A 13,967-nucleotide genomic window follows, 5' to 3' on the forward strand; every position below is an offset into this window, starting at 1 on the left:
GGTTGAAACATTTCCGATAGAAAATCTCTCACGAGAGACTAAAGCAAAAAGTTTAGACAAACCTAAAAGAATAGTGTTTAATAAAAGTCGTTCCGCATTCACGAAAACAGCAAGAAGGAGCTATGATGATGAGTGAAGAAAATTTCAAATACTGCAAGGAATCAAAAGTTGTCAAAACCAGCAGGGTATTTCCTCTCGATACGAATAATCACCAAACCTTATTTGGCGGAAAATTAATGAGTTATATAGATGACATTGCCTCCATCTCGGCAGCAAGGCACAGCCGTAGTGAAACGGTTACGGCTTCGATGGATTCTGTTGACTTTTTAGAGCCGATTGGACAAAAAGAGTCAGTATGCTTGGAATCCTATGTGACATGGGTTGGCACGTCTTCCATGGAAGTGTTCGTTAAAGTCATGAAAGAAAACTTGATGTCTGGAGAACGCAGACTTGCAGCCACTTCATTTCTGACATTTGTCTCGTTAGATGAAGACGGAAAACCTAAACGAGTTCCGCAGGTGATGCCTGAAACAGAGGAAGAAATCATGCTGCATCAAACAGCAAAACAGCGAGCTGAAGAAAGAAAAAGCCGCCGAAAGCATAGCAAGGCGCTAGCTGACGCACTTGGGACAGATAAACCATGGGCGTAAAAATCACCCTTTAAGCGGTGATTTTTTTCTAGGGTGGTATCTTGCATGGCAAGATAGTGTGTGGTAAGATGATGCTATCTTGTGATGCAAGGGACTGGAATCGGAGGAACAAATATGACAACATCCACACAAATGCTAAAAGGAATTTTAGAAGGCTGCCTGCTGTCGATTATTTCAGAGGGTGAGATTTATGGATATGAAATGACGAAGAAGCTTGCTCATTATGGGTTTGATCAAATTAGTGAAGGAAGTATCTATCCGATCCTGCTGCGTATGCAAAAGGAACAGCTCGTGACCACTGTCACAAAAGCATCAGCAAGCGGTCCGAAAAGGAAATATTATACGCTCACTCAAGCTGGCGAACAAGCGCTCACAGAGTTTATTACCCGCTGGAGTGAGCTTTCAAAGAATGTAAATTGTTTACTACAAAAAGGGAAGTGAGATTATGGTATCAAAAGAAACAAGACACGTTCTACTAGAGCTGAAACTCTATCTCATCTCAAAGGGGAAAAATCAGGATGAAATTGATGAGCTAATGGATGAACTGACGACACATGCGGTTGAGGCTGAAAAAGACGGTAAAACAGGCGAGGCTTTGTTTGGCGGTGATCCGCGGGGCTATGCTGATGAACTGGCAAAAGAGATGTCAGGAAACCATAAAGATTGGGTTCCCTTCGTTAGTGCCTTCTTAATTGGATCACTCTTTTATATGATTTTATCAGATGCGATCAGTCAAAGCTTATCCTATTCTTGGTATGCATTGATTGGTTATCCGCTCGTTTTAGTGGCTAATGTCATCATGATCATTGTGATGTTTAGAGCGTCTGCCTTTCAAACAGGCAGACGGGCATTTCTTTATTTTTGGATCTTAGGCATTTTTCAATTGACTTCAATGGTCACAATCAAACTATTGGATCAAAAACTAGGCACACCATTACTTGTGCTGACATCAGGTCAAAGATGGGGCGTCATCCTGCTTATGCTGTTTTGTATTATTGTCTTTAATGCGATTATGAAAGCGAATTTCATTTCACTGATTCCGATCATCTTTTTCGGACCGCAGCTCATATTCGAATGGATTGGCTGGACATCACAAGGCGTTCTTCTCTTGCAAAGTCTACTATCTATTGTGATCATAATTGGGCTTGTGCTCATTGTTTTACGCCGGACGAATAAGAAAAATGAAAGCACGATGTAATAAACAGAGCACATCCCATCGGATGTGCTTTTCTTTTTCTAAAAAAATGTAGAAATGGTAGCGTATTTTTCATTACAATGGGAAGAGGACAAAAATGAAAAGGGGTTCTGTATTTGGATATTTTATGGGGATATGTACTTGTGTTTGTATTGGCTGCTTTGCCTTTTTTTGAAGTGGTAGGGGTTGTTCCGTTGGCGATTTTAAGTGGCATGCATCCTGTACCGGCAGCAGTTATTGGATTCATCGGTAATTTTTTTACTGTTTTCCTTCTCATTGTTTTCGTAGACCGTTTTAAAGCATGGCGGTTAAAGAAGAAAGGGAGCAAAACTGATGAAAAAGGAGAAAAAAAGCAGCAGCGGGCGAGAAAAATTTGGGAACGTTATGGTCTCCCAGGATTAGCGCTATTCGGACCTTTTATCATTGGCAGTCATTTAGCGGCGTTTATGTGCATGAGCTTTGGAACAAAAAGAAAGCAAGTCGCAGTGTGGATGACAGTCAGTTTAATCATGTGGACAGCGCTGGCAGCTAGTTTAACCGGTGCGGGATTCCATTACTTTGCCCCAGATTCAACTGGATTGTTCGGAGATATATTTAGTCAGTAAGCAAGGGGAGGATGAGAAATGCAACATCAAACACGGACGGTGCTTGAAACAGAGCGGCTCAGGCTGAGAACGATGAATGAACATGATGCCCCATTTTTATATCACATGTTGTTTCAAGATGAAGAAGTGATGAAATATTATCCTTCTTTGAAGGATGAGCAGCAAACGAAAGAGTGGATTGCATGGAATCAAAAGAATGACCGCATGTATCATACTTCTCTCTGGATCATTGAAGACAAAGAAACGAATGAACCATTTGGACAAAGCGGGATTGTTTTGCAAAACATCGAAGGACAAACCGAACTTGAAATCGGCTATATGCTTAAGAAAGCAGCGTGGGGGAATGGCTATGCTGCTGAAGCCGCAAAGGGCTGTCTCACCTACGGCTTTGAAGAAATGAAGGTCAGACGAATGGTGAGCTTAATTCGCCCGGATAATGAGGCATCGGTAAAGGTCGCTTTAAAAATGGGCATGAAAAAAGAAAAAACCATTTCAAAATGGGACCAAATCATTGATGTATACAGTATCAATCGCAACGAAGAAAACGGCTCGCTTACAAAATAAGCAGAGCCGTTTTTTTATATCCGCTGTTCTAGCTGAAGTAAATATTTCTTTCGTTCGATCCCGCCGCCGTAGCCGCCGAGCTCACCACTTGTTTGAATGACGCGGTGGCATGGAATGATGATCGCCAACTGATTGGCACCATTTGCATTCCCTACCGCCCGGACCAAATGCGGGTCTCCCAGCATCACAGCAAGATCTCGGTAAGAACGAGTTTCGCCTGAAGGAATGCGTGTGAGCAGGTCCCACACCTTCATTTGAAAAGGAGTGCCATGCAAGGAAAGTGGGACTGTAAACTGCGTCAGTTTTTTCTCGAAATATAAGGTCAATTCCTTTGCCAATTGTTGATGGGCGTTTGTTTCCCCGACTAAAATGCGGGCATGATGCTTTTTTCTCATGTTTTCAATTTCCTTTTCAAGTCCCCGCCTGTCCATAAATTCCAGTAAATACACATGCGCGGCATCTGTCACGCTGATCATCCGTCCAATCGGTGTAGAAATAAAATTGGCATGAAGAATCTTAGTCTGCGCCTTTTTAGGGGGATTGCCCATAATTTTTGTAAAGGCATCATTGAAGGCACTCGAAGATTCATAGCCCAAGGCGACCTGCTGGTCAATCACTTTCTTTCCATTCAGAATTTCTTTAAAGGCAAGTCCCATTCGGCGTGATCTTGCATATTGAACAAAGGTCATGCCGTAGATTTCTTTGAATTTCCGCCGTGCTGTTGCAGAGTGAATGCCTAGCTGACGAAAGTCCTCTTCTTTCCAGCGTTTTTCAGGATGTGTTTCAACTGCTGAAACGAGTGTTTTAACTTCTTCTGGAATGCTGTTAGGGTATGTTAATGGTGTGCAGCGCTTGCACGGACGATATCCTGCTAGCAGTGCTTCCTCTGCTGTAATGAAAAATTCACAGTTTTCATATTTGGGTTTTCTAGCGGTACATGTGGCATGGCAGAAGATACCTGTGGTCTTAATGCCGGCGAAGAATGTGCCGTCATATTGCGGATCCTTGTCAACAAGTGCTTGATAAAATTCATGTTTCTGTTCGTCGGTTATCATCATACGATCCACCTCTTGGTTTTATTTTTTAGCTGATACAACGGATGATCTGTACATGCAGCATCCTTAAGTTGAACGTTCATCACATCAATCTGAGTTCATTATACCAGCGATATGATCGTTCCTTTAACGTCTGAGCGTGTCTAACGTGGTCTGTGTTCCATATTTTTTTAGTTCATATACTTTAGTTGTTTCTGTTTCATTTCTTCATAAAAGGTTTCAACTTCTTGTTCGTAAAGAACGGTCTCCATGTCCTTGTATTTACGCTTGATCGTCAATGTAATAAAAATTAAATGGATTGTCATATACGCTCATTTCCCTTCGGTTAGCAGCACGCAAATATCCCGCAGATCTTCTTGATCAGTTGATTTGTTTCTAACATTTAGTATACGCTGGTTCGAAATCATTTCTTTCGAAAAATGAACAAGTATATTTGAACAGGGAGAGCAAACTGGTAGACCGGCAAATTGGGGTGTGATAAGATTTTTAATACAGAATCTGCTCTCAGTCAGGTCTGTTTATGATGAATTGGTTTTCTAGGGTTCCGTGCGCAGGTGCAGTCTGGTCCGAGAGAAAACACATAGGGTCTTTAAAAGAGACCATATGGACACGGAGGGATAAAAGCCCGGGAGATTTGATCAAACGATCGATTTCCAGGCTTTTTTTGTTGGTTGGAATCGTTCAGAAAGGAGAAGATCAGATGAAATGGGGAAATGTCTTTATTGCGGCCATCTTTGAAGTCGGCTGGGTGATGGGGCTGAAATATGCCAACTCGCTCATAGAATGGGGCGCAACCATCGTTTGTATTATCGTGAGTTTTTATTTACTCATGAAAGCAACAAGTGTACTGCCAGTTGGCACACTTTATGCTGTTTTTACTGGTCTTGGGACAGCAGGTACCGTCGTCATAGGTATGGTGCTTGGTGAGCCGGTTCAGCTTGTCAAACTGCTTTTGATTGTCATGCTTTTGTGCGGTGTATTAGGACTGAAGCTGACAACAGGAGAAAAGAAGGGAGAGGCTGAATCATGAGCTGGCTTTTACTAATTGGAGCAGGCATCTTAGAAATGCTTTGTGTGACCATGATGAATCAATTCCAAAAAGACAAGCATGTCAAATGGATTTTATTCATTGCGGCTGGCTTTTCGATGTCCTTTCTGATGTTGTCTCTTGCGATGAACACGATTCCGATGGGAACGGCGTATGCCATTTGGACTGGAATCGGAGCTGCTGGAGGCGCCATGGTCGGTATGCTTTTTTACGGAGAGTCGAAAGATGCAAAACGTATTTTTTTTATCGCATTGATTTTATCTGCGGCAGTAGGATTGAAAATCATTGAATAAGAAAAGGCTGGCAGATAGATGCCAGCCTCAGCTTGTAGAGAAACTCATGTTTTTCTACAGGCTTTTTTATTTTCATCGTAATTATGATGGATGAGATTTAATGAAAAAGGCCTCCCACACACCTAGCCTAGCTTCGCTAGGTGTGTGGCAATCTTTTTCATGTTCTGGCACGCAGCTGTGAGGAGAACTTGCTCACTCACATTTTGTTTCCCCCTTAACCGGCAGTAGCGAAGCCCATGCAGTTGTTTTGAATCTGCAAAGCTTCGCTCTATTTTTTCTTTTCTTTTTTTATATAGCTCTTTTCCAGAAACAGTTAGACGATTCTGTCTGATCTTTTCTTTATGTTCTTCCCATATGTGTCTTGAGATGACTCTTTGATGATTTTTCGACCTTGTGCATCTTTCAAGGAAAGGACACGATGCACATTTTTTAGGATCTGATTTGTAGAATCGATAACCTTTTCGATCTGTTGTCGTATATAAAAGCTTCTCACCTTTTGGGCATATGTAATGATCATTTTCAGAATCATACTGAAATTTCCACTTCTCAAATAATCCTCTTGTTGGATGAAAACGTCTATGGGCAATGACACCAAAAATATGTCGATCAGATAAACCTTTACAAATTGGTGTTGTCAAATAACCTGAATCAAGCGCAACAGCTTCTACTTGAAAACCAAATCGTGCGATTTGGTGATCTAACCGATCAAGATATGGAACAGAATCATGGACATTTCCAGGCGTGACATGAGCATCGGTGATGATATTATACTTCATATCTGTTGTCCGGTGGTCTAGGTAGAAAAAGCCTTCAGGCTTGTTTTCGCGATATAGATAGCCACTTTCAGGATCAGTCATACTTTGACGAATGTCTTTTTCTGTTTTCACCTCCTCTTTTACCTTTAAGAGCTTTTTTCCATGTGCCACCCGATCTTCTTGGACTGCTTCTTCTAAATCATTGATATAGTTCTGGGTATCTTGTTCAATCGTTTTTCTCGTATATTTATGTTTATTAGCATTGGCTTTAAGATGAGTTGAATCAGTAAAAAGAACGCGACCTCCTACCATATCATGATTGATAGCTTGAAGCACAATCTCATCGAAAATGTCTTGAAAAATCGTTGTATTTTTAAATCGAGTACGACGATTCCAACTAATAGTGGAGTGATGGGGAACGGGATCATTGATGTTCAAACCTAAAAACCATCTATACGCCATGTTATAGTAAATTTCTTTTTCGAGTTGTCTTTCAGAACGGATACCGTAAAGGTATCCGATAAACATCATTTTGAACAAAATAAGCGGATCAAGAGAAGGACGACCTTTATTCTCACTATAATAGGGTTTTACTTTATCTACGATAAATGAAAAATCAATGTACTGATCAATTTTACGAAGCAGGTGATCCTCTTCAACCAGTTGATCTAGCAATACAAATTCGGCTTCGTGCTGAGAAGAATTTCTAGTGTGGAACATGAGAAAAACACCTTCCTTTAGAATGCTTTTCTCTATTATAAAATGGAGTGGTGGAAAATTTAAGGGAAAAATAAAGCTGCCGAGATTTTCTCGACAGCCTGAGGCTGGCAGATAGATGCCAGCCTTTTGTTACATCGAATGATGATTGGAATCGTTTTCATTTTTGCGATAAAGCTGGCTCACAAGTAGAAAACACACACCAAATGTGAGAAAAGGAATAAGTCTTTCACCGGCTATAAAAAGGGAAATACCTGTGATCAGACAAACGATGCCGAGCCAAAAGCTCACTTTTCCAAACAAAGTCATACTTTTCATCTTCATCACTCCTTTTATGATAAAAGGTCTATTCACATTATATCACGCCAGGTGCAAAATTGAATGAATATTCAATAAAAATAGGGCTGTACATTGCTTTTTCTCTTTCCAGTCCAGTATAATATTTCATTAGAATGAAAACGTAAATGAGGTCATGATACATGAGAACTTTGATAACAGAGAAACTTGAATTACACAGACAAAAGCATGAGCAAAAAGGAAGATTGCTTGTCAGCTGCCCGGATCAGCCTGGTGTTGTATCCGCTGTTTCTTCTTTTTTATTTGAGCATGGAGCAAATATCATTGAATCCAGCCAATACACAACAGATCATGAAAGCGGCAGGTTCTTTTTAAGAATTGAATTTGATTGGAAAGACATCTCAGCAAATATGGATCAGCTGAAGCAGCAGTTTGAGCCAATTGCATCTTCATTTCAAATGACGTGGAGCATGTCGCGTGCAAGTGAGCTTAAAAAGCTGGCGATCTTTGTGTCAAAAGAGCTTCATTGTTTGCATGAGCTCCTATGGGAATGGCAAAGCGGCAATTTGATGGCTGAAATTGCGGTCGTGATCAGCAATCATGAAACGGCAAAAGACACAGTAGAAGCGCTTGGGATCCCGTTCCATTTTGTGAAAGCGAACAAAGACATTCGCAAAGAAGCGGAAAAAGAGCAGCTCGCATTATTAGAAGAGTATGATATTGATGCCATTGTGCTTGCTAGATACATGCAAATTTTAACGCCTGGCTTTATAGAACAGCATCCGAACAAAATCATTAATATTCATCATTCCTTCCTGCCAGCGTTTATCGGTGCAAATCCATATAAGCGAGCATATGAGCGAGGAGTCAAATTGATAGGCGCGACTTCTCATTATGTGACCAATGATTTAGATGAAGGACCGATCATTGAACAGGATATTGAGCGAGTAGATCACCGGGATGATGCGGAAGCTTTAAAAAATATCGGTCGAACAATTGAGCGGAGTGTGCTTGCTCGTGCCGTCAAATGGCATCTAGAAGATCGAATTATTGTACATGAGAATAAAACGATTGTATTTAATTGACCGCTTGACTTTTCCTTTGCAATTGGTGATAATATAAAAAAATTAACGAGCGTTGAAAAGGAATAGTAAGCAAGAACTGATGTGTAAAGAGAGCAAATGACATGCTGAAACATTTGCCGCAGACAGCTGCTGAACCTGCCCTTTGAGCCTTAGAGGAAAAATCTAAGCGCATGCCTGGCGTTACAGGAATTGAGTGGAATAAGCTGGATGTATGCTTATTCAATGAAGGTGGTACCACGGAAAATCCCTTTTTCGTCCTTTACATAAGGAGAAAAAGGGATTTTTTTGTGCCTAAAGGTATAGCGGAGGGAATCAATAATGAAAAAGCAAAGGATCGTCATCAAAATTGGCAGTAGTTCATTGACAGAGCAAAAAGGAGCCATTGATGAACAAAAAATGCAAGATCATGTGAAAGCGATAGCAAAGCTGAAAGAGGCTGGACATGAAATCATTTTAATTTCATCAGGAGCCGTCGCAGCAGGGTTTGGCAGCTTAGGGTACCCATCAAGACCTGTGACCTTAAAGGGAAAACAGGCAGCCGCCGCCGTTGGTCAGGGCTTGTTAATGCAGAAATATACAGAACTATTTTCACAGTTCCATATGACACCTGCTCAAATGCTTTTAACCCGTAATGACTTTTCAGATCGTACAAGATATCGCAATGCTTACGCAACGATGATGGAGCTACTGGAAAGAAAAATTTTACCGATTATTAATGAAAATGATTCTGTTTCTATTGAGGAGCTTACCTTTGGTGATAATGACATGCTGTCAGCTCTTGTCAGCGGTTTAATTCATGCAGATCAATTGATCATCTTAACAGACATTAACGGAATTTATAATGCAAATCCAAATGAGCATCCTGAGGCGAAGCGTTTTGATGTCCTAACACATATTTCTGAAGAATTGTTTTCATATGCGAAGAGCACAGGCTCAAAAGTGGGAACAGGCGGGATGAAATCAAAGCTGTCTGCTGCACAAACGGCACTTTCACTAGGCGTGAAAGTCTTCATTGGTACAGGTACTGGTCAGGATAAGCTGCTTCATATTCTAGCAGGTCAAGGAGACGGAACGTATATCGGAGAACAGGACTTATCCGCTGTTAACAACCGCCGTCAATGGATTCAATTCCATTCACCCGTTTCTGGGAAAATCATGATAGATGCAGGAGCAGAAGCGGCGATTTTGCATCATGGCAGAAGTCTTCTTCCGGCTGGTGTCATTGATGTCGCTGGTGACTTTTCTAAAGGAGAGGTCGTTGAAGTCGTCGGTCCGAACGGACTAGTAGGTAAAGGACAAACCTTGTACGCATCCGATGAGCTTCACGGTATTAAAGGACTGCGAAGTGATGAGCTTTCTAATGAAAAGCCTGAAGTTATACACAGAGATCACTGGGTACAGCATGTACAAAACTGAGGAGGGAATATGATGAACGAAGTTCTTGAAAAAGCAAAAAAAGCAAGTATAGCCAAAGATCAGCTGCTCCTAAAAACAACGGAGCAAAAAAATGCAGCTTTACATGCCATTGCAACTGCACTTAAAGCATCTTCCACTTATTTAATCGATGAGAACAAAAAGGATGTGCAAGCTGCAGAGGAAAATCAGCTCACGCCTTCTGTTATTGACCGGATTACACTTACAGAAGAGAGAATTGAAGCCATCGCAGACGCGATCCTTCAACTCATTCACCTAAAAGACCCAATTGGTGAAACATTAGAAACCATTCAAAAAGAAAACGGTCTGTACATCGAAAAAGTACGTGTGCCTCTTGGAACGGTTGGAATGATTTATGAAGCAAGGCCAAACGTGACCGTAGATGCTGCCACCCTTTGTTTGAAAACTGGGAATGCTGTTATTCTTCGCGGGAGCTCTTCTGCTATTCATAGTAATAAAGCGATTGTGAAAGTGATCCATGAAGCGCTTCACACAACAGATATTCCAGTAGACAGTGTGCAATTAATTGAAGATACAGGTCGTGAAACGGCGAAAACGCTGTTCACTTTAAATGAATATCTGGATGTCCTCATTCCGCGCGGTGGGAAAAATTTAATTGATCTTGTCGTGAGAGAGTCTACCGTGCCAGTGCTTGAGACAGGTGCAGGGAACTGTCATATCTACATTGATGAAACAGCGAAATACGAAATGGCTGAGCAGATTGTGCTGAATGCTAAAACCCAAAGGCCATCTGTTTGCAACGCAATCGAAAGCATTGTCATTCATGAAACATGGGCAAAAACATATGGCGCTTCGTTATTTGAAGCCCTTCATGCAAATGGGGTAGAGATACGGGGCGATGAAGCTGTATGTGCCCTTGCGCCTAGTGCTTCATTAGCTACGACAGAAGACTATGAAACAGAGTTTTTAGCACCGATTGTCAGTATTAAAATCGTAGATAACATAGAAGAAGCGATACAGCATATTCAAACGTATAGCTCCAAGCACTCCGAAGCGATCATTACAGAAAATGATCAAAACGCGTCACTTTTCTTAACAGCTGTCGATGCTGCTGCTGCCTATCATAATGCCTCTACTCGGTTCACAGATGGCTTTGAATTTGGCTACGGAGCAGAAATAGGAATTAGCACACAAAAACTGCATGCAAGAGGACCTATGGGTCTACCTGCCTTAACCTCTGAAAAGTTTGTCATTCGCGGTCAAGGACAAATAAGAGAATCATGAATTCAAAAAGAGAGTCTTGTGACAATAGGCTCTCTTTTTCCTTTCATTTTTGTATTTCTCCGGTCAAGTATGATAAAATATGGTAATGTTTTATATTTTGAGAAGATTGGAGAAGGCAACATATGGCGAAAATCATTCCCTCTTCGGATATTGGAGTGAAAATCAATAAGTGGTATGAATTAATCCGCAGATTTGATTCAGAACAAGCAGAACAATTAAAGCAGGAAATTCGCACCTCTCTTGATTCAATGGAAGAAGATCAGAATTTGCTTCTCTATTTTTCTTTAATGGAATTCAGACATGAGGTCATGCTCGATTATTTAAAGCCATTAAAGGAAGGAAAGCTTCGCGCCAACTTTTCCGAGCTTTCGAAAGAAATAGATGAGCATCAAACACATGTCACAGGCATGCTTGAATACTACTATCATTTTTTCAGAGGCATGTATGAATTTGGCCGTAGGCAGTACATTGCTGCTATTTCGTCTTATCAAAAGGCAGAGCACAAGCTTTCTTTTGTGTCAGATGATATTGAACGTGCGGAATTTCATTTTAAAATGTCAGAAATATATTATCACATGAAACAAACACATATCTCGATGCATCATGCCAAGCTGGCGCTGGAAGTCTATATTCAGCATGAGCTATATGCGCTTCGCACGATTCAATGCGAATTTATTGTGGCTGGTAATTATGATGATATGAGAAGACATGAAAAGGCATTACCACATCTCGAGAGAGCGCTTGCGAGATCAAGAGACTTTCAAAATGTGCGTTTTATTGCTTCCTCTTTGTTTAATATGGGCAATAGTTATTACCGAATGGGAGATCTTGACCGCGCACTCGAACTAATGAAAGAATCCATCTCGTTATTTGACCAAAATCAATCCGATCACCTTCGTCGATCCATAGACCCTCTTTATACAGCCGCTCAGATATTATACAAACAAGGTAAACACGAAGAAGCCTTACACTACAGAGAAGAATGTATGAAGCGAGCAGAAGCACTTCAGGATGACATTCATATTCAAAAGACGATATTTTTAGAAGCATTGTATTTAAAGCAAGATGCGGAGCATATTAAACGAATTTTTCATTTTTTAGAGTCTGCCTATGCATATCCAGATATAGAGGAGCTGGCATTAGACACCGCAAAGTATTATAATGATATGGAAGATTATGAGAAATCTTCCATGTTCTATGGAGAAGCGGAACATGCTCGAATCTATATTCAGAGAGGGGATTGTTTATATGAATTTTAAAAAATGGGCAGTCGTCTGTACAAGCATCACCATCCTAGCGTTATGGCTGACAGCAGCAAATGCCGACCCAGATAACAGAAACCATACGCTACAACAACCAAATGCGCAGCATGACATCATCTAAAAGCCCTTATTAAAGGGCTTTCAGCTTGTAGACAAAGTCTACAAGCTTTTTTGTATAATAAGGGTAATAACAATAATCTGTGGGGGATAAACATGTTATCGAAACGTGAAGAAGAAAGAAGAAATCAATTAGAAGTAGTGGCTTTAGATGAATTAGTGCCTGAAGATCATCTTGTGCGGAAAATTGAACAAGCAATCGATTTCGATTTCATTTATGATCTTGTCAAAGATCATTATAGTTCTAATAATGGTAGACCAAGTGTTGATCCTGTTGTTCTCATTAAGATGGTCTTAATCCAATATCTATTTGGTATTCGCTCTATGCGTCAAACCATTAAAGAAATTGAAACCAACGTGGCTTATCGTTGGTTTATTGGGTATGGATTTTCGGAGAAAATTCCGCACTTTTCTACCTTCGGTAAAAACTACGTGAGACGCTTCCACGATACAGATTTATTCGAACAAATTTTTTATCGAATCTTAAGAGAAGCGATGAAAAAAGGGCTCGTTGACCCGTCTATCGCCTTCATTGATTCGACTCATGTCAAAGCGAACGCCAATAAGAAAAAACTTGAAAAGAAAATCGTTCGAGTTGAGACAAGAAGTTATCAAAATCAGCTTCATGAAGAGATCAATATTGATCGTGAAGAACATGGAAAAAAGCCCTTACCCCTACAGAATAAAGAAGAAACAAAAGAAATCAAGGTCAGTACAACTGACCCAGAGAGTGGCTATTATGTAAAGGATGAACGTGAAAAGTCATTTGCTTATTCATTTCATACAGCGTGTGATTCAAAAGGATTTATTTTAGGCTCGCTGGTCACAGGCGGAAATGTTCATGATAGTCGTATGTTGGATTCACTCGTATCAAAAGTGACAGAGAAAGTCGGAAAACCAAATGTAGTCGCAGTAGATGCTGGATATAAAACACCTTACATCGCTAAGTTCTTAATGGATCAAGAGATAAGACCTGTCATGCCCTACACTCGTCCAAGAACAAAAGCTGGTTATTTGAAAAAGAATGAATACGTATATGATGCATATTTTGATTGTTACATTTGCCCCAACGGGCAAATTCTCTCTTATCGTACAACGACTAGAGAAGGCTATAAGCAATATGCATCCGATTCAGAAGTATGTGAGTCCTGTTCGTTTTTAGATAACTGTACCCAAAGTCAAAACCACACCAAACAAATTCATCGGCATATTTGGCAGGATTATCTAGATGAAGCAGACAATCTGAGACTCACTGAAATAAATAAGAGCATCTACGCAAAACGGAAAGAAACGATTGAACGCGTTTTTGCGGATGCAAAAGAAAAGCATGGTATGCGTTGGACGAAACTTCGTGGACTAAAAAAAGTTTCAATGCAAGCGATGCTTACTTTCGCTGCCATGAACCTTAAAAAACTAGCAAACTGGACATGGAAAGTACCATGTCCAGCGTAAAACACATGATGTTTTTCAAAAAAAATGTGAAAACCCCACTTTTACTTGAAGTAAAGGTGGGGTTTGTCTACGGTCTGAAAGCCCTTATTAAAGGGCTTTTTAGGTTGTTGACAAAGGGCTAAAATGATCTTTATTTTAGCCCTTTGTCTTCTTTTCAGCGTGATAGAAAACCTTTGAAGTCTAGGAAGGACGA

17 protein-coding genes, 1 riboswitch and 1 other annotated feature are annotated in these 13,967 nt (G+C 40.5%); of the genes, 13 read left to right on the top strand and 4 right to left on the bottom strand.

Translation table 11 applies throughout. The features are described 5' to 3' along the window. Positions 1–128: 128 nt before the first annotated feature. The 5 genes from NKR21_RS06970 to NKR21_RS06990 all read left to right on the top strand — a co-directional run bounded on the left by NKR21_RS06970 (position 129) and on the right by NKR21_RS06990 (position 3,014). Positions 129–650, top strand: coding sequence for an acyl-CoA thioesterase (locus NKR21_RS06970; RefSeq protein WP_041816217.1), 522 nt, complete (start codon positions 129–131; stop codon positions 648–650). 114 nt (positions 651–764) lie between these two features. Then, entirely contained in the window at positions 765–1,091 is a 327-nt protein-coding gene (locus tag NKR21_RS06975) for a PadR family transcriptional regulator (protein WP_012009682.1), read from the top strand. Positions 1,092–1,095: 4 nt separating this feature from the next. Next, positions 1,096–1,848, top strand: coding sequence for an HAAS domain-containing protein (locus NKR21_RS06980; protein WP_144458164.1), 753 nt, complete (start codon positions 1,096–1,098; stop codon positions 1,846–1,848). Between the two features lie 113 nt (positions 1,849–1,961). After that, on the top strand, positions 1,962–2,450 hold the full coding sequence (locus NKR21_RS06985) for a small multi-drug export protein (protein ID WP_088004317.1): 489 nt from the start codon (positions 1,962–1,964) through the stop codon (positions 2,448–2,450). A gap of 18 nt (positions 2,451–2,468) precedes the next feature. Beyond that, entirely contained in the window at positions 2,469–3,014 is a 546-nt protein-coding gene (locus NKR21_RS06990; protein ID WP_144458162.1) for a GNAT family N-acetyltransferase, read from the top strand. Positions 3,015–3,028: 14 nt separating this feature from the next. Here NKR21_RS06990 and NKR21_RS06995 read toward each other — a convergent pair whose 3' ends face one another. Together NKR21_RS06995 and NKR21_RS07000 are read right to left on the bottom strand one after the other, a co-directional pair. Beyond that, positions 3,029–4,072, bottom strand: coding sequence for a bifunctional transcriptional activator/DNA repair enzyme AdaA (locus NKR21_RS06995; protein WP_144458160.1), 1,044 nt, complete (start codon positions 4,070–4,072; stop codon positions 3,029–3,031). A 167-nt stretch (positions 4,073–4,239) separates the two neighbouring features. Beyond that, a complete protein-coding gene (locus NKR21_RS07000) occupies positions 4,240–4,374 on the bottom strand; it encodes a YrzI family small protein (RefSeq protein WP_144458158.1) in 135 nt (44 codons plus the stop codon). 220 nt (positions 4,375–4,594) lie between these two features. Beyond that, positions 4,595–4,703, top strand: a riboswitch (guanidine-I (ykkC/yxkD leader). A 66-nt stretch (positions 4,704–4,769) separates the two neighbouring features. Between NKR21_RS07000 and NKR21_RS07005 the strand changes: the two genes are divergently transcribed. Beyond that, positions 4,770–5,099, top strand: coding sequence for a DMT family transporter (locus NKR21_RS07005; protein WP_012009689.1), 330 nt, complete (start codon positions 4,770–4,772; stop codon positions 5,097–5,099). Beyond that, entirely contained in the window at positions 5,096–5,410 is a 315-nt protein-coding gene (locus NKR21_RS07010) for a DMT family transporter (RefSeq protein WP_012009690.1), read from the top strand. The genes NKR21_RS07005 and NKR21_RS07010 overlap by 4 nt, the downstream gene beginning before the upstream one ends. A gap of 122 nt (positions 5,411–5,532) precedes the next feature. Here the strand turns inward: NKR21_RS07010 and NKR21_RS07015 are convergent, their stop codons facing one another. Together NKR21_RS07015 and NKR21_RS07020 are read right to left on the bottom strand one after the other, a co-directional pair. Then, complete coding sequence (locus tag NKR21_RS07015) at positions 5,533–6,885, bottom strand: IS1182 family transposase (protein WP_253602410.1); 1,353 nt, start codon at positions 6,883–6,885, stop codon at positions 5,533–5,535. Positions 6,886–7,014: 129 nt separating this feature from the next. Next, positions 7,015–7,200, bottom strand: a complete 186-nt coding sequence (locus NKR21_RS07020) for a hypothetical protein (protein ID WP_034663011.1) — start codon at positions 7,198–7,200, stop codon at positions 7,015–7,017. 161 nt (positions 7,201–7,361) lie between these two features. On the opposite strand from NKR21_RS07020, the gene purU reads away from it, so the two are divergent. From purU to NKR21_RS07050, 6 genes are all read left to right on the top strand, one after another. Further along, complete coding sequence (gene purU / locus NKR21_RS07025) at positions 7,362–8,264, top strand: formyltetrahydrofolate deformylase (RefSeq protein WP_144458568.1); 903 nt, start codon at positions 7,362–7,364, stop codon at positions 8,262–8,264. Positions 8,265–8,307: 43 nt separating this feature from the next. Next, positions 8,308–8,527 (top strand) — a binding site (T-box leader). Positions 8,528–8,582: 55 nt separating this feature from the next. Further along, positions 8,583–9,680 (top strand): glutamate 5-kinase, encoded by a 1,098-nt coding sequence (proB, locus tag NKR21_RS07030; RefSeq protein ID WP_144458567.1) that lies wholly within the window; start codon positions 8,583–8,585, stop codon positions 9,678–9,680. Between the two features lie 12 nt (positions 9,681–9,692). Continuing rightward, on the top strand, positions 9,693–10,943 hold the full coding sequence (locus NKR21_RS07035; RefSeq protein ID WP_144458566.1) for a glutamate-5-semialdehyde dehydrogenase: 1,251 nt from the start codon (positions 9,693–9,695) through the stop codon (positions 10,941–10,943). 122 nt (positions 10,944–11,065) lie between these two features. Beyond that, positions 11,066–12,202, top strand: coding sequence for a response regulator aspartate phosphatase (locus tag NKR21_RS07040; RefSeq protein ID WP_012009696.1), 1,137 nt, complete (start codon positions 11,066–11,068; stop codon positions 12,200–12,202). Continuing rightward, positions 12,192–12,326: a hypothetical protein gene (locus NKR21_RS07045; protein ID WP_012009697.1), complete on the top strand. Its 135-nt coding sequence runs from the start codon at positions 12,192–12,194 to the stop codon at positions 12,324–12,326. Before NKR21_RS07040 ends, NKR21_RS07045 begins: the two co-directional genes overlap by 11 nt. Positions 12,327–12,418: 92 nt before the next feature. Continuing rightward, a complete protein-coding gene (locus NKR21_RS07050; protein WP_253602405.1) occupies positions 12,419–13,774 on the top strand; it encodes an IS1182-like element ISBpu1 family transposase in 1,356 nt (451 codons plus the stop codon). Positions 13,775–13,967 lie beyond the last annotated feature (193 nt).

This window comes from Bacillus sp. 1735sda2 (assembly GCF_024159245.1).
Classification (GTDB): domain Bacteria; phylum Bacillota; class Bacilli; order Bacillales; family Bacillaceae; genus Bacillus; species Bacillus pumilus_O.

Bases quoted from the DNA above. Each gene is read 5' to 3' on its own strand.
- NKR21_RS06970 (WP_041816217.1), top strand. From the start codon at position 129: ATGAGTGAAGAAAATTTCAAATACTGCAAGGAATCAAAAGTTGTCAAA.
- NKR21_RS06975 (WP_012009682.1), top strand. From the start codon at position 765: ATGACAACATCCACACAAATGCTAAAAGGAATTTTAGAAGGCTGCCTG.
- NKR21_RS06980 (WP_144458164.1), top strand. From the start codon at position 1,096: ATGGTATCAAAAGAAACAAGACACGTTCTACTAGAGCTGAAACTCTAT.
- NKR21_RS06990 (WP_144458162.1), top strand. From the start codon at position 2,469: ATGCAACATCAAACACGGACGGTGCTTGAAACAGAGCGGCTCAGGCTG.
- NKR21_RS06995 (WP_144458160.1), bottom strand. From the start codon at position 4,072: ATGATGATAACCGACGAACAGAAACATGAATTTTATCAAGCACTTGTT.
- NKR21_RS07000 (WP_144458158.1), bottom strand. From the start codon at position 4,374: ATGACAATCCATTTAATTTTTATTACATTGACGATCAAGCGTAAATAC.
- NKR21_RS07005 (WP_012009689.1), top strand. From the start codon at position 4,770: ATGAAATGGGGAAATGTCTTTATTGCGGCCATCTTTGAAGTCGGCTGG.
- NKR21_RS07010 (WP_012009690.1), top strand. From the start codon at position 5,096: ATGAGCTGGCTTTTACTAATTGGAGCAGGCATCTTAGAAATGCTTTGT.
- NKR21_RS07015 (WP_253602410.1), bottom strand. From the start codon at position 6,885: ATGTTCCACACTAGAAATTCTTCTCAGCACGAAGCCGAATTTGTATTG.
- NKR21_RS07020 (WP_034663011.1), bottom strand. From the start codon at position 7,200: ATGAAAAGTATGACTTTGTTTGGAAAAGTGAGCTTTTGGCTCGGCATC.
- purU (WP_144458568.1), top strand. From the start codon at position 7,362: ATGAGAACTTTGATAACAGAGAAACTTGAATTACACAGACAAAAGCAT.
- proB (WP_144458567.1), top strand. From the start codon at position 8,583: ATGAAAAAGCAAAGGATCGTCATCAAAATTGGCAGTAGTTCATTGACA.
- NKR21_RS07035 (WP_144458566.1), top strand. From the start codon at position 9,693: ATGAACGAAGTTCTTGAAAAAGCAAAAAAAGCAAGTATAGCCAAAGAT.
- NKR21_RS07040 (WP_012009696.1), top strand. From the start codon at position 11,066: ATGGCGAAAATCATTCCCTCTTCGGATATTGGAGTGAAAATCAATAAG.
- NKR21_RS07045 (WP_012009697.1), top strand. From the start codon at position 12,192: ATGAATTTTAAAAAATGGGCAGTCGTCTGTACAAGCATCACCATCCTA.
- NKR21_RS07050 (WP_253602405.1), top strand. From the start codon at position 12,419: ATGTTATCGAAACGTGAAGAAGAAAGAAGAAATCAATTAGAAGTAGTG.